Annotated in this window: 14 protein-coding genes; 4 read left to right on the forward strand and 10 right to left on the reverse strand. The window is 64.6% G+C overall.

The features are described 5' to 3' along the window. Positions 1–32: 32 nt before the first annotated feature. Positions 33–1,277, forward strand: a complete 1,245-nt coding sequence (locus BRA1253DRAFT_RS02390; RefSeq protein WP_007590682.1) for a threonine ammonia-lyase — start codon at positions 33–35, stop codon at positions 1,275–1,277. 17 nt (positions 1,278–1,294) lie between these two features. Here the strand turns inward: BRA1253DRAFT_RS02390 and BRA1253DRAFT_RS02395 are convergent, their stop codons facing one another. The 8 genes from BRA1253DRAFT_RS02395 to BRA1253DRAFT_RS02425 form a co-directional block, all read right to left on the reverse strand. Then, a complete protein-coding gene (locus BRA1253DRAFT_RS02395) occupies positions 1,295–2,473 on the reverse strand; it encodes an aminotransferase class V-fold PLP-dependent enzyme (protein ID WP_035992621.1) in 1,179 nt (392 codons plus the stop codon). Positions 2,474–2,502: 29 nt separating this feature from the next. Continuing rightward, positions 2,503–2,916, reverse strand: a complete 414-nt coding sequence (locus BRA1253DRAFT_RS44245) for a GFA family protein (RefSeq protein ID WP_007590685.1) — start codon at positions 2,914–2,916, stop codon at positions 2,503–2,505. A gap of 92 nt (positions 2,917–3,008) precedes the next feature. Further along, on the reverse strand, positions 3,009–3,566 hold the full coding sequence (locus BRA1253DRAFT_RS02405; RefSeq protein ID WP_007590687.1) for a CAP domain-containing protein: 558 nt from the start codon (positions 3,564–3,566) through the stop codon (positions 3,009–3,011). Positions 3,567–3,670: 104 nt separating this feature from the next. Continuing rightward, complete coding sequence (locus tag BRA1253DRAFT_RS02410; RefSeq protein ID WP_007590689.1) at positions 3,671–4,765, reverse strand: serine/threonine protein kinase; 1,095 nt, start codon at positions 4,763–4,765, stop codon at positions 3,671–3,673. A 7-nt stretch (positions 4,766–4,772) separates the two neighbouring features. Further along, positions 4,773–6,200, reverse strand: a complete 1,428-nt coding sequence (gene trmFO, locus BRA1253DRAFT_RS02415; protein ID WP_007590691.1) for a methylenetetrahydrofolate--tRNA-(uracil(54)-C(5))-methyltransferase (FADH(2)-oxidizing) TrmFO — start codon at positions 6,198–6,200, stop codon at positions 4,773–4,775. Between the two features lie 125 nt (positions 6,201–6,325). Next, on the reverse strand, positions 6,326–6,478 hold the full coding sequence (locus BRA1253DRAFT_RS41035; RefSeq protein ID WP_007590701.1) for a DUF1127 domain-containing protein: 153 nt from the start codon (positions 6,476–6,478) through the stop codon (positions 6,326–6,328). A 469-nt stretch (positions 6,479–6,947) separates the two neighbouring features. Continuing rightward, positions 6,948–7,772, reverse strand: coding sequence for a lytic murein transglycosylase (locus BRA1253DRAFT_RS02420; protein WP_035992624.1), 825 nt, complete (start codon positions 7,770–7,772; stop codon positions 6,948–6,950). Positions 7,773–7,902: 130 nt separating this feature from the next. Beyond that, on the reverse strand, positions 7,903–8,811 hold the full coding sequence (locus tag BRA1253DRAFT_RS02425) for a DUF2189 domain-containing protein (protein WP_007590703.1): 909 nt from the start codon (positions 8,809–8,811) through the stop codon (positions 7,903–7,905). Positions 8,812–9,144: 333 nt separating this feature from the next. On the opposite strand from BRA1253DRAFT_RS02425, the gene BRA1253DRAFT_RS02430 reads away from it, so the two are divergent. Then, positions 9,145–9,534, forward strand: coding sequence for a DUF3597 domain-containing protein (locus tag BRA1253DRAFT_RS02430; RefSeq protein WP_007590704.1), 390 nt, complete (start codon positions 9,145–9,147; stop codon positions 9,532–9,534). Between the two features lie 53 nt (positions 9,535–9,587). On the opposite strand, the gene BRA1253DRAFT_RS02435 is transcribed toward BRA1253DRAFT_RS02430, so the two are convergent. Next, entirely contained in the window at positions 9,588–9,863 is a 276-nt protein-coding gene (locus BRA1253DRAFT_RS02435) for a GNAT family N-acetyltransferase (RefSeq protein WP_007590707.1), read from the reverse strand. A 103-nt stretch (positions 9,864–9,966) separates the two neighbouring features. Between BRA1253DRAFT_RS02435 and BRA1253DRAFT_RS02440 the strand changes: the two genes are divergently transcribed. Next, a complete protein-coding gene (locus BRA1253DRAFT_RS02440; protein WP_007590710.1) occupies positions 9,967–10,896 on the forward strand; it encodes a tetratricopeptide repeat protein in 930 nt (309 codons plus the stop codon). Between the two features lie 63 nt (positions 10,897–10,959). Here BRA1253DRAFT_RS02440 and BRA1253DRAFT_RS02445 read toward each other — a convergent pair whose 3' ends face one another. Next, positions 10,960–11,316 (reverse strand): hypothetical protein, encoded by a 357-nt coding sequence (locus BRA1253DRAFT_RS02445; RefSeq protein ID WP_007590711.1) that lies wholly within the window; start codon positions 11,314–11,316, stop codon positions 10,960–10,962. Between the two features lie 179 nt (positions 11,317–11,495). Here BRA1253DRAFT_RS02445 and BRA1253DRAFT_RS02450 point away from each other — a divergent pair, with 179 nt between their 5' ends. Beyond that, a complete protein-coding gene (locus BRA1253DRAFT_RS02450; RefSeq protein WP_007590712.1) occupies positions 11,496–13,103 on the forward strand; it encodes an acyl-CoA synthetase in 1,608 nt (535 codons plus the stop codon). Positions 13,104–13,106: the final 3 nt, after the last annotated feature.

Consider the following 13,106-nt stretch of genomic DNA (forward strand, 5'->3'; position numbering starts at 1 on the left):
GCCGGAGCCGGGCAAATGCTCTATGCTGTCCTATGGCTGAGTTGTCCCAAACCATATCTTCCGATCTGGGCGGCCTTCCGGTCGCACCGGCCGACATCCATGCCGCCGCCGAGACGATCCGCGGCGCCGTCGTCGAGACGCCCTGTAGCTACAGTCGCACGCTGAGCAATATCTGCGGCTGCGATATCTGGCTGAAATTCGAGAACCTCCAGTTCACCTCCTCGTTCAAGGAGCGCGGCGCGCTCAACCGCCTCACGGCGCTGACGCCGGAGGAGCGCGTGCGGGGCGTCGTCGCGATGTCGGCGGGCAACCACGCGCAGGGCGTCGCCTATCACGCCAAGCGGCTCGGCATTCCCGCCACCATTGTCATGCCGGTCGGCACGCCCATGGTGAAGGTCGAGAACACCAGGCATCACGGTGCCGAGGTGGTGGTGACGGGCGCCACGCTAGAGGAGGCGGCCGCGTATGCGCGCAGCCACGGCGAAGCGCGCGGCATGATCTTCGTCCATCCCTATGACGATCCGCTTGTCATCGCGGGGCAGGGAACGGTCGGGCTGGAAATACTCAAGACAGTGCCGGAGCTCGATACACTGGTCGTCCCGATCGGCGGCGGTGGTCTGATCAGCGGGATCGCCATTGCCGCGAAATCGATCAAGCCGTCGCTGCGGATCCTCGGCGTCGAGGCCTGGCTCTACCCCTCGATGTACAACGCCATCCACGACGGCAATCTGCCGGCACGTGGCGACACACTCGCCGAAGGTATCGCGGTGAAAACGCCCGGCAAGATCACAACCGAAATCGTCCGCCGCCTCGTCGACGACATTGCGCTGGTCAACGAAGCCGAACTCGAGCGCGCGGTGGCGACCCTGATCTCGATCGAGAAGACGGTCGTGGAAGGCGCCGGTGCCGCTGGCCTCGCCGCGCTGATGTCCGACCCGTCCCGTTTCGCCGGCCAGAAGGTCGGGCTGGTGCTGAGCGGCGGCAATATCGACACACGGCTGATCGCATCGGTCCTGACCCGCGAGTTGGCGCGCGAGGGGCGGCTCACCCAATTGTCGCTCGACATCCCCGACAGGCCCGGCCAACTGGCTGCTGTCGCGGCACTGCTGGCGGAGGCCGGCGCCAATATCATCGAGGTCTCGCACCAGCGCACCTTCTCGGATCTTCCGGCCAAGGCGACGTTGCTGCAATTGGTGATCGAGACCCGCGACAGCGCCCATCTCGACGAGGTCATGGCGAAGCTTGGCGCATCCGGATTGAGTGCGCGCTGTACCTGAGCTGTGCGCGCCCGCCGCTATCGCGGCGTCAAACCCGCCAAATGGGCGATCAGCCGATCGATCTCGGCTTCCGTATTGTAGTAGTGCGGGGAGGCGCGCACCACCGGCGGCAGCGAGCGAATTTCGGCATCGATGCGCGTGCTCGACGGATCTGAGGCGCCGATCGTGATGCTGGCTGCGGCCGCGCCGCTGACGACCGCCTCCGCCTCGTAGCCGTCCACCGTGAAGCTGACGATGGCTCCCGGAGTGCGTCCGAGGTCGCGAATTCTGATGCCGCGAATGGACGCAAGGCTGCCCCTCAGGCGGTCCGCCAGCATGCGGCACCGCTGCTCGATCGGGCCGATCCCGATGTCCAGGGCATAATCGACAGCCGCGCCGAGCCCAAGCCGGGCTGCGTAGTTGTTCTCCCAGGTCTCGAAACGGCGCGCATCGTCACGCAGCCGATAAGCGTCCCGGGAGACCCAGGGTGCGGCGTAGTGGTCGATCATCGGCGGTTCGAGCCGCTGCAGCATCGCCCGGCGGACGTACAGGAAGCCAGTGCCGCGCGGGCCGCGGAGGAATTTACGGCCCGTCGCCGACAGCATGTCACAGCCGATGGCCTCGACGTCGACCACCATCTGTCCGACCGCCTGGCAGGCGTCGAGCAGATAGGGGATGCCGTGCGCCCGCGCGATCTTGCCGACGGCTGCTGCGGGATTGACCAGTCCGCCATTGGTCGGAACCCAGGTGATCGCAATCAGCTTCACGCGCTCGTCGATCATGCGTTCGAGCGCGTCGACGTCGAGTTCGCCGCTGGCATCACTCGGCACGATGTCGATCGCGGCGCCTGTTCGCTTGGCGACCTGAAGAAAAGCGACATAGTTGGCCGCGTACTCCGCCTCGGCGGTCAGGATCCGGTCGCCCTTGCTAAATGGAAGCGCGTAGAAAGCCATCTGCCAGGCAACCGTCGCGTTCTCCATGAGGGCGATCTCATCCGGCGCGGCATTCAGCAGGCGGGCCACAGAGCCGTAGACTGAATCAAGCCGGCGCGACTCCCGATCGGCTGCCGCATAGCCTCCGATCTCGCACTCCAGATCGATATGCTGCTTCATGGCTTCGACGACAGCAACGGGCATGAGAGCAGCTCCCGCGTTGTGCAGGTACGCCAGCCGGGAGGTGGCTGGCGTGTCGGCACGTATTCGCTCGATGTTGATCAACTAAATCTCCGGCTCGGACTATCGTCGCGTCAGTGCGGCATTTCCTCGAACTGCGGCAGGTTGAGCGGCATGTTCCACGACATGCGACGCTTGGTGAACATCTCGAGCTTCGGTGCCACGAGGTCGGGCCGGTCGAGGCTGCCCAACTGGACGAAGACCGTCTTGGGGAAGCTATCGAGATTAGTGGTAAAGACCCGCGAACCGCATTCCGGGCAGAAATTGCGATCCAGGCCTTTGCCGGAATTGGCGATGTAGTGAAACGCCTTCGGCTTGCCGCAGAGAAGCGTGAAATCGTCCTCGGGTACCGCGAAGAAGGTCGCCATCTCGCCGCCCGAAGCGCGCTTGCAGTCGTTGCAATGACAATTGGCGATGAAGGACGGATCGGTGCTGAATTCGAACTTGATGGCGCCACAGGCGCATTGAGCGGTGTACTTCTTGGCCATTGATCGCCTCAGGTTGGTTGAGGATAGCGGCGCGATCATAATGGCCGGTCGGAGAAGCGCGTGCAACAATGCTTCCGGCGCGGCGTCACGCCTCAGATGCAGAGGCCGAGCAGCTTGATGTGGCAGCCGCCGGATTTCGGCTTGCTTGCAGGAACGGCTTCGCGTTTCACGGCAACGAGGGGCTCTCCGTCTTTCTTGCCTTTGCCTTTGCCCTTCGGCTCGTAGTCGCCGGCGATCACCATTGCCCAATAGGTGCGCTTGCCGCTGGCGTTTTTCGCGCTCGCGATCCCGACGCGGGAAGCGTTGTGCAGCAGCAGGTTCTTGCGGTGTCCGGACGAGTCGATCCACTGCCCCAGAGTCTTCTCGAAATTGTCGTAGCCGTAGGCAATATTCTCGGCGGCGCGGCCTGCGCCGGCAGGTGCGACCCGGCGGTTGAACGGACCGAGGGCGTCGTGACTGAGGTCGTCCTTTGTCGCCATCGCGTGCGCCTGGTCCATGGCGATGCGGTCGAGGGTCGAATCGCGGACGACGCGGACCTCGCCATGCTTGAGGCGGAAGCTGGAGATCAGTTCGGCGGGAGACTCGGCCATTACGGGCGCGGTGGCGAGCAGCAGAAGGCCGGCGATCAGGCCGCCTACCACACGATGCATCATCGTCCCCCGAGTGCCCATGACCCCGCCAAGTCCCCCACCAAGCTCGAATTATCGGATCGCTTCTCTATCGCCAATGTGGACGCTTCAAGGCGTGATCCACGCTAGCCCGCCGGCAGGTCGGCCTCGAAATTGAAGCGGTCGCGCAAGTTCTTGCGCTGCTCCAGGATGTCCTTGAGGAAAGCACGGTCCTGGTCGTTCTTCATCATCGGCTCGATCAGGTCGAGCTGGTTCATGGCGACCAGTTGCAGGATCTCCGTGCGCGGCTTGCCGTCGGCGTTGCGTGGCAGTGCGTGCACGACCTGGATGTGTTCCGGGGGCTTCGGCCCCTTGGCGGCGCTGAGTTCGTTCCGCAATTGGCCTTCGAGCGCGGCCTGATCGGCTTCGACGAAGGCATAGAGGCCGACACCGGAGCGGCGGTCGGCAAACGCGACGATGGCGGTGTCGCGCACGGCGGGGTTCTTGCGGATCAATTCCGCCAGCACCGGCGCGTCGTTGACGAGCCTTCGGCCGCCGCCTTCACGGTCGGTGAAGTTGAACAGGCCGCGCGTGATTGCCCGATAGACCTTCTTGCCGGTGGCGAGCCACAGGCTGGCGGCGAACGACTTCTTCGCCAGGATCTTGCGCTCGCGCGGCGTCAGCGCCTCGGGCGCGTAGGATCGCTTGTGCTTGAGCAGATGCCGGAGATCTTCATACGCCAGGATCCGGTAAAGCCGGCCGCGACGGTCGAAGCAGGCCGCGAGCTGGAAGTCGGTCACATAGGCGCTACCGTCGCGGCCGACCAGCCAGTTCTGTTCCTTGGCAAGATCGTTGTGGCAGATTCCGGCGCGGCGCAGCCGTCGCAGCGCGGCCTTCGCCGAGCGAAAATAAGCGAGGTCGCCATGCGGTTTCGCCAGATGCAGTGCGACACCATCGACGAAGCTGCGCACCAGCGCGCGGCGTCCGGCCCACAGCAGCTCCGGGCCGACATCGAGTCCCTTGGCGAGTGCCAGCGCATGCGTCTCGCGGGCGAACAGATGGCGCGCCAAAAGGAATGACCACCACGGCACCTCGTCGAGGCGGCGCAGCACCGCGTCGACCTCGCCGTCATCGTCGCGGAATCGGCCGCGCTCGACGGTCGAGAACACGTCGCGCTTGAGCAGCACGCCCTCGGTCCAGCGCGCCGAGAGTGTTGCGGCGTCGTCTTTGGGAAGGTTCATCGAAAACTCACGCCGCGGCGGCAATGCGCAGGTGATCGGCGATCCAGCGATCGAGATCGGCGAGCGCCAGCGCGCTCATCGCCTGCTTTTTGGCCACCGTCTTCTCGTTGCCGCGCAGTCGGCTTCCGTCCGGCTTCTTCGTCGGTACACTGGCGAGCGGTGGGAATAGGCCGAAATTGATGTTCATCGGCTGGAACGAGCGCGTGCCGGGCTCGATGGTCTCGATATGGCCGCCGGTGATGTGGCCGAGCAGGGATCCGAGCGCCGTCGTAGCAGGCGGACCCGCAAGCGTCTCGCCGCGCACCTCCGCTGCCGCATAGAGGCCGGCAATCAGTCCGACGCTGGCGGATTCCACATAGCCCTCGCAGCCCGTCATCTGGCCGGCAAAGCGCAGCCGCGGCTGCGCGCGCAGGCGCAACTGGCCGTCGAGCAGCTTTGGCGAGTTGAGAAAGGTGTTGCGATGCAGGCCGCCGAGGCGGGCAAATTCGGCCTTCTCCAGCCCCGGGATGGTGCGGAAGATGCGTTGCTGCTCGCCGTATTTCAGCTTCGTCTGGAAGCCGACGATGTTGTAGAGCGTGCCGAGCTTGTTGTCCTGGCGCAGCTGCACGATCGCGTAGGCCTTGGTGCTGGGATCGTGCGGATTGGTGAGGCCGACCGGCTTCATCGGCCCGTGGCGGAGGGTCTCGGGGCCGCGTTCCGCCATGACCTCGATCGGCAGGCAGCCGTCGAAATAGGGCGTGTTGGTCTCCCATTCCTTGAACTCAGTCTTCTCGCCGGCGACCAGCGCTGCGACGAAGCCGTCATACTGCTCCTTGGTCATCGGGCAGTTGATGTAGTCGGCGCCGGTGCCGCCGGGACCGACCTTGTCGTAGCGCGACTGGAACCAGGCCACCGACATGTCGATGGATTCGCGGTGCACGATCGGCGCGATCGCGTCGAAGAAGGCGAGGGCGTTCTCGTCGGTCAACTCGCGGATCGCATCCGCCAGCGGCGCCGAAGTGAGGGGGCCGGTCGCAACGATGACGTTGCTCCAATCGGCCGGCGGCAGGCCTGCGACCTCGCCGCGGGCGATCTCGATCAGGGGATGATCGTTCAGCGCCTTGGTGACGGCCGCTGAGAAGCCGTCGCGGTCCACCGCCAGCGCGCCGCCGGCGGGCACCTGGTTGGCGTCGGCTGCGCGCATGATCAGCGAATCGAGGCGGCGCATCTCGGCATGCAGCAGGCCGACGGCGTTGTTGGCGGCATCGTCCGAGCGGAACGAATTGGAGCAGACGAGCTCGGCAAGCCCGTCGGTGCGATGTGCCTCGGTCATGCGGGTCGGCCGCATCTCGTGCAGCACCACGGGCACGCCGGATTTGGCCACCTGCCAGGCGGCTTCGGAGCCGGCAAGGCCTGCGCCGATGACGTGCACGGTATTTGATTGGGGTCCTGTCATGGGGCGGACAGGTAGCGCTTTTCGGCGGTCAGTGGAATCGCCGAGATCGAGTTTTCTGCCTCCGGATGCGACAACGCCCGCACGAGGCGGGCGCTATCGGTTCGTCCGGTTAGGGCTGAACGATATCAGCCCTGATACTGACCGGCGGCAACGCGCGGGATGTCCGAGCGATCGAGGCCGATATCGGCCAGTTCGCGATCGCTAAGCTGGGACAGCTCGGCAACATTGCGCTGATAGTCCCGGAAAGCCTGGATCATGCGGATGAGCGAGAGCAGCATTGGTAGTCTCCTGTAGTTCGATTCAGCTCTTGCCCGAGCCTCATCGTTGAAATGAATATAGGTGAGAGTGGTGCAGTGCGAAAGTTCCGATGTTGCGATGCAGCTAAGCGCTGGGTGCATAGCATTGGTAACGGTCGATTAACCCAGGAGCACTCCCGCCCAAAGGGTAGGCGGAACGGGAAAAAGGGTGCTGACGCCCGTGAATTCACGGATTTACTGCGGATGAGGCGGTTCCACTCAGGGCCAGATAAGTTGCTTTGTGGTCGTCCGCAAGTTGATCGAATAGCTTCTATACCCAAGTCTCGCGTGCGCGAATCGCATGATGATCGAGCATTAAGAGTGAACTAAGATTCATTAACAAGCGAGAGGGTACACTTTTGCCAGCCCTGGGCCAGCGGTGCGACTAAACCCTGGCGGATCGACATAACGCGGCGCTGGTGCAGTGCACACACGCCGAACCGTGGGGCTTCTAAGGGGCGCGCGCGAGCTGGGTGGCGAAATAAGCGACAGTCTTCGAGTAGACCTCGCTCTTGTTCCACTGCTGTAGCACCGCGAAATTCGGACTGCCCGGCTGCCAATCCTTACCCTTTTGCCAGCCATAACCGGCGAGATAGTTCGCGGTGGAGGCGAGCACGTCGGGGGCGTTGTGCAGGAGATCGCGCTTGCCATTGCCGTCGAAATCGACAGCGTATTTCATCCATGACGACGGCATGAACTGGGTCTGTCCGAGCTCGCCGGCCCAGGCGCCTTTCATGTCGGCCGGTGCGAGGTCACCGCGCTGGACGATGCGGAGCGCATCCAACAGCTCGGCGCGAAACTGCTCGGCGCGGCGGCAGTCATAAGCCAGCGTCGCCAGCGAGCGGATGGTTGCGAACTTGCCGGTATTGACGCCGAAATCGGTCTCGAGACCCCAGATCGCAACCAGCACCTCGCCAGGCACGCCGTAGGTCTGCTCGATACGCGACAACACCGAGCCGTATTGCTTCATCATGTTGGAGCCGCGCGTCAGGCGCGGCGGCACCATGCGGCCGGAAAACTCCTCGAAGGTCTGGCTGAAGACCTTCTGCGAGCGGTCGCGGTTGAGCACGCTCTGATCGAGCGTTACACCGGCGAGCCCGGCGGAAATGGCCTGTTGCGAGACGCCTTTGGCCGCGGCGTCCGTTTTGAAGTCTGCAAGCCACGCGTCGAAATTGCCCGAACCGCAGGCAACAGCGGCGAGCGCTGGCTGGGCGGATAGGATGGACGCGGTGAGGGCTAAGGCTGCGAGGGCGAGACGAGAAATCGTCGGGGTCATTCGAGCAAATAAATTCCGTGAAGTGATCTGAACGGCGGGTGCAATCTCGATGGAAACCGCGGCCAAAGCAAGGCGCATGACAGTGCGCGATCCTGCCCGCACCGGAGCAGGATCGCATGTCACGATATCGTCAGACGTCGGTCCGATTGCGCCAGGGGAATAGGTTGGCGGGGAAGTCGGCGGCCGGCTTGCGTGGACGATGCGGCGGAGGCGGCACCGGACGCGCGCCCGGATCGGCTGCGATTACCTTGCGATAGAGATGCCAGGTGGCATGGCCGAGCACGGGGACCACCACGGCAAGGCCGAGGAAGGCGGGAATCGTGCCCAGCGCCAGCAGGACGGCCACCATCAGGCCCCAGGCCGCCATCGGCACCGGGTTCTTCCCGACAACGCGCAGCGACGTCACCATTGCCTCGAACGCGCCGGCATGGCGGTCGAGCATCAGCGGGAACGACACGGCGCTGATGCAGAGCGCGGCAAGGGCGAACAGGAAGCCGGTGCCGCAGCCGACCACGATCAGCCACCAGCCTTGCCGGCTCGTGAGCACGCGCGTCAGAAAATCCGAGATCCCGGATGCGCCTTCGTAGCCGAAAGCGGCAACGTAGATCGCCTGCGCGGTCGCAACCCAGGTCACGAACAGGGCCAGCAGCAGCGCGCCGAGACCGAGCATCGCGCCGAAGGAGGGCGAACGCAGCACCTCCATGGCATCCCAGGCGCTGGCCTCCTCATGGCGCTCGCGCCGGCTGGAGAGCTCGTAGAGACCGAGAGCAGCGAACGGGCCGATCAGCGCGAAGCCAGCGGCCAGCGGAAATAACAACGGCAGCACCGAATAGCCCATCACCACGCGGGCGAGCACGAGGCCCAGCACAGGATAGATCACGCAGAGGATGATGGCGTGGCTCGGCACCGCCTTGAAATCGTCCCAGCCGCGCTTGAGCGCATCGTGCAGATCGGAGAGTTGGATGGTTCGGATCACCGGTCCAGCCGCTTCTGCGGTCTGGGCCAAGGTGGGGACATTGCCCTGGTAGAGTGTGGCCATGGTCGCTAGCTCCCTTGCCATGCAGCCGCATCTGGCGCCAGCAAACGGCGCAAGCGGCCGCTATTCTAAGTTTCACGATCCCCAACCAGACGCGAATTCCGGATGGCATCGCTAACTGAACGTCAAGCCTACGCCCATTTGCGAGTCCTGTCCCTCACGCTTGGGTGAGATTCGATGCCGCAGCGCAACCCCGATGATGTCGTTCGGTCGTCATTTCGCCGCAGATAAGCTGATGCTGCGTGCTGGTCCGCGGAACTTTGCGGGCGCAACGACGCAACTTGGTCTATAAGTGCCACTCAAGGCCCTCCAGCGGGTCCTTTTCGGGGAGCAGACATGAGCATTTTCGGGAAAATTATGGGCGCGATCTTCGGTAGCCAGCCAGCTTCCGCCGCGCCCGCAGGCAGCGCACCGTCGGGCAGCGCGCCCGCAGGGGCCGCGCCGGGCGGATCGGCGCCCGCGGCGACGGTGGACGTTGCCTCGATCGTCGACGCGGCGGCCGCCGCGCACAAGGGCGAGAAGCTGGAATGGCGCACCTCGATCGTCGACCTCATGAAGGCGCTCGACATCGATTCCAGCCTCGCCGCGCGCAAGGACCTCGCCAAGGAGCTCGGCTACAGCGGCGACACCAACGATTCCGCGACCATGAACGTCTGGCTGCACAAGCAGGTGATGTCCAAGCTCGCCGCCAATGGCGGCAAGCTGCCGCCGGAGATCAAGCACTGACCGGTCGCCCGGTCGTAACCCAAGGGCCCGCGATCGCGCGGGCCCTTTTGCATTCAGGCGACGAGATCCGCATCTTCCGGATGCCTGTCGAGATAGTCGACGACGAATCCGCAACCGGCGATCACCTTCCTGCCGTCGCGGCGGATCAATTCCAGCGCGCCCTTGACCAGCTCGGAGCCGATGCCGCGGCCGCGCAGCGCGCGCGGCGTCTCGGTATGGGTGATGATCACTGCCGCCGGCGTCAGCCGGTAATTGGCGAAGGCGATTTCGCTGCCGACATCGAGCTCGAAGCGGCTTCTGTCCTTGTTGTCGCGTACCGATGGCGCCATGCAAAATCCTTCCGACCTGCTGCTTGCCTCTGATCTAGGCGCCTGAACCGGCCGTTGCCAAGGTGCGACCAAGAGGGATTGCCGCAGGGGAGATATCCGGAAAATGCGTGTCCCGCTCAGCCTCCTGGCGCTGCTCGCCGCGCTGATCTCGCCGGCTCCGGCGTCCGCGGCAGGCGGTCCGGCCTGGGAGGCCTGCGTCGGATTGGCCAGCACGCCGGACGAGCGGATCAAGGCTTGCTCGACCGTGATCGATACCAAGAGCGAAACCGGACCTCGGCTCGCCGGCGCTTATTGCAATCGCGGTCATGGTCTGACGGAGAAGCGCGAGCTCGACGCGGCGCTGTCCGATCTCGACGATGCGGTCAGGCGCGACCCCGGCTATGCCTGCGCCTACAACAATCGGGGCCGTGTCTACAGTTTCAAGCGCGACTATGATCGCGCCATCGCCGATTACGACTTGGCCATCAAGCTCGATCCGTCGCTGGCGCTGGCCTACAGCAATCGCGGCGAGTCGCGTTTCAACAAGGGCGATCTCGACGGTGCGTTCGCGGACTTTGACGCCGCGATCAAGCGCGATCCCAAATACGCCATGGCCTACGCCAATCGTGCGTTGGTGTCTTACCGCAGGCGCGACATGGCGCACGCCATCGCCGACTATACCACGCGGATCAAGCTTGCGCCCGATCTGCTCGCCTATATCGATCGCGGCAACGTCTATCGCGATAGCGAGCAGCTCGATCGCGCCGCCGCCGATTATGGCGAGGCGATCCGCGTTGCGCCGACCGACGCGCGCGGTTGGCGCAATCGCGGCATGATCCGGCTCTATCAGGGCGACAGCAAGGGCGGCCTTTCCGACTACGACAAGGCGCTGCAATACGATCCCTCCGACGTGTTCTCGTGGAGCAACCGCGGACAGGCTAAGCTGCGGCTCGGCGACAAACAGGGCGCGATTGCCGATTTCAGGAAGGCGCTGGAATTGAAGCCGGGCCTGCCGACCGCACAGGAGTCATTGCGGAAGCTCGGGGCGTTGTAGCTCCCGGTCGCTTCTCGCGACGACGGGGCCGGACTTCCACCAGGTCCTGATCGTCCGGAGGTTTCAATCGGTCGCCTTGGCGAGCCTGGAATCCTCGGACTGCGCCTGCGGGCGCAGGCATCCCTGGCAGATGACGAGGGAACGGTTGACCCTGGCGTCCTGTTCCGCCTCGATGCCGTCCTGCGCCTGCCACCATTCCTTCGAGTAGGGTTTAAGCCCTGCTTGCGAGCTGTTGCGCTCGGATCGGGCCGTGCGTGCTGGTCCTGAGGGAGCGCGCGGGTGATTGGGATTTTCGCCAGCGCCGTCCCAGGCATAGCGCGCAGGCGTGAAGGCGGGACCGGAGGCGAGGTGCGCTTGTGGGCCCACGGCACATCCGGCAAGCGCCAACGACAACAGGAGGAGGGCGGGCGCTTTGACCATGATGCGGCACTCTGTACGCGAGAACTGAGCGAGGTTGCGCCGATCATGTTTAAAATTTCCTGAACGGTGGGATGGGCTGCGCTGCGCCCGGCAGCCTTGCAGGGGTCGTGGCGATGGCGATAAATGGGCTGCAATGAGCGGGCGGCTTGCGTGCCGTCCGCCGCCGAAGAGGAAGCCCGATGCAGCCCCTGCGCATGTCCCGCCGCGTCATGAATCTCGCTCACATGCTGACCCAGAATGCGCGGCGGCATAGGGCGCGTCCCGGTTTCGTCTGGGGTGACAGATGCTGGACCTGGCGGGAGATCGACGCGCAGGTCTCGGCGCTGGCGGCGGCGCTCGCTGCGCGGGGCATCGCGAAGGGCGACCGCATCCTCGTCCATTCCAAGAACGGCGACGAGATGTTCTTCTCGATGTTCGCGGCGTTCCGGCTCGGCGCGGTCTGGGTACCCACCAATTTCCGACTGATGCCGGACGAGGTGACTTATCTTGCGCAGGCCTCCGGCGCGAAGGCGTTTCTGTGCCACGTCGATTTTCCTGAACACGCCGCGGCCGTGAGCGGTGGCGCGCTGGAATTCACCTGGAGCATCGACGGTCGGGCGCCATTTGCCGAGACGTCGGTTGCGGATGCCGTCGCGTCGCGCGCTGGCAGCGTGGTCGAGAACGTTGCGGTCGAGCACGACGATCCCTGCTGGTTCTTCTTCACGTCGGGGACCACCGGCCGCTCCAAGGCTGCGGTGCTCACCCACGGGCAGATGGGTTTTGTCGTCACCAACCATCTCGCCGATCTCACGCCCGGCGTCACCGAAGCGGATGCTTCGCTGGTGGTGGCGCCGCTGTCGCATGGCGCCGGCGTGCATCAGCTGGTTCAGACCGCGCGTGGCGTTTGCACCGTGCTGCTCCCGACGGAGAAATTCGATATCGACGAGGCGTTCCGCCTGATCGAGACGCATCGGGTCAGCAATCTCTTCGTGGTGCCGACCATTCTGAAGATGATGGTCGAGCATCCCGCCGCCGACAAATACGACCATTCCTCGCTGCGCCAGGTGATCTATGCGGGTGCGCCTATGTATCGCGAGGACCAGAAGGCTGCGCTGAGGAAGCTCGGCAAGGTCATCGTGCAGTATTTCGGTCTCGGCGAGGTGACCGGCAACATCACCGTGCTGCCGGCGGCGCTGCATGATCCCGAGGACGGGCCGCACGCGAAGATCGGCACCTGTGGCTTCGAGCGTACCGGCATGCAGGTCTCGATCCAGGACGACGAGGGCCGCGAACTCGGCGCCAACCAGAGCGGGGAGATCTGCGTGATCGGCCCCGCCGTGCTTGCCGGCTACTACGACAATCCCGAAGCCAATGCGAAGGCGTTCCGCAATGGCTGGTTCCGCACTGGCGATCTCGGCCACATGGACGAGGAGGGGTTCGTCTACATCACCGGACGAGCCTCCGACATGTACATCTCCGGCGGCTCCAACATCTATCCACGGGAGATCGAGGAGAAAATCCTGACCCATCCTTGCGTCGGCGAGGTCGCGGTGCTCGGTGTGCCCGATGCGACCTGGGGCGAGGTCGGCGTTGCCGTCTGCGTCGCCCGCGAAGGCGCAAAGCCGGTGAGCGAAGCGGAGATGGCGGCATTCCTCAGCCCCAAGGTGCCGCGCTACAAGATGCCGAAGCGGTTCTTCTTCTGGGAGGCCTTGCCGAAATCCGGCTACGGCAAGATTCCCAAACGGATGGTTCGCGACGAGCTCGAGGCGCGCGGGCTGCTCGATCTCGACAAGACGCGGGCGGGCTGAGCG

Source organism: Bradyrhizobium sp. WSM1253, from assembly GCF_000244935.1.
Taxonomy (GTDB): domain Bacteria; phylum Pseudomonadota; class Alphaproteobacteria; order Rhizobiales; family Xanthobacteraceae; genus Bradyrhizobium; species Bradyrhizobium canariense.

Coding starts and splice junctions, on each gene's coding strand:
- BRA1253DRAFT_RS02420 (WP_035992624.1), bottom strand. CDS start 7,772: ATGACCCCGACGATTTCTCGTCTCGCCCTCGCAGCCTTAGCCCTCACC.
- BRA1253DRAFT_RS02435 (WP_007590707.1), bottom strand. CDS start 9,863: ATGGCGCCATCGGTACGCGACAACAAGGACAGAAGCCGCTTCGAGCTC.
- BRA1253DRAFT_RS02430 (WP_007590704.1), top strand. CDS start 9,145: ATGAGCATTTTCGGGAAAATTATGGGCGCGATCTTCGGTAGCCAGCCA.
- BRA1253DRAFT_RS02450 (WP_007590712.1), top strand. CDS start 11,496: ATGCAGCCCCTGCGCATGTCCCGCCGCGTCATGAATCTCGCTCACATG.
- BRA1253DRAFT_RS02445 (WP_007590711.1), bottom strand. CDS start 11,316: ATGGTCAAAGCGCCCGCCCTCCTCCTGTTGTCGTTGGCGCTTGCCGGA.
- BRA1253DRAFT_RS02390 (WP_007590682.1), top strand. CDS start 33: ATGGCTGAGTTGTCCCAAACCATATCTTCCGATCTGGGCGGCCTTCCG.
- BRA1253DRAFT_RS02425 (WP_007590703.1), bottom strand. CDS start 8,811: ATGGCCACACTCTACCAGGGCAATGTCCCCACCTTGGCCCAGACCGCA.
- BRA1253DRAFT_RS44245 (WP_007590685.1), bottom strand. CDS start 2,916: ATGGCCAAGAAGTACACCGCTCAATGCGCCTGTGGCGCCATCAAGTTC.
- trmFO (WP_007590691.1), bottom strand. CDS start 6,200: ATGACAGGACCCCAATCAAATACCGTGCACGTCATCGGCGCAGGCCTT.
- BRA1253DRAFT_RS02410 (WP_007590689.1), bottom strand. CDS start 4,765: ATGAACCTTCCCAAAGACGACGCCGCAACACTCTCGGCGCGCTGGACC.
- BRA1253DRAFT_RS02405 (WP_007590687.1), bottom strand. CDS start 3,566: ATGCATCGTGTGGTAGGCGGCCTGATCGCCGGCCTTCTGCTGCTCGCC.
- BRA1253DRAFT_RS02440 (WP_007590710.1), top strand. CDS start 9,967: ATGCGTGTCCCGCTCAGCCTCCTGGCGCTGCTCGCCGCGCTGATCTCG.
- BRA1253DRAFT_RS41035 (WP_007590701.1), bottom strand. CDS start 6,478: ATGCTGCTCTCGCTCATCCGCATGATCCAGGCTTTCCGGGACTATCAG.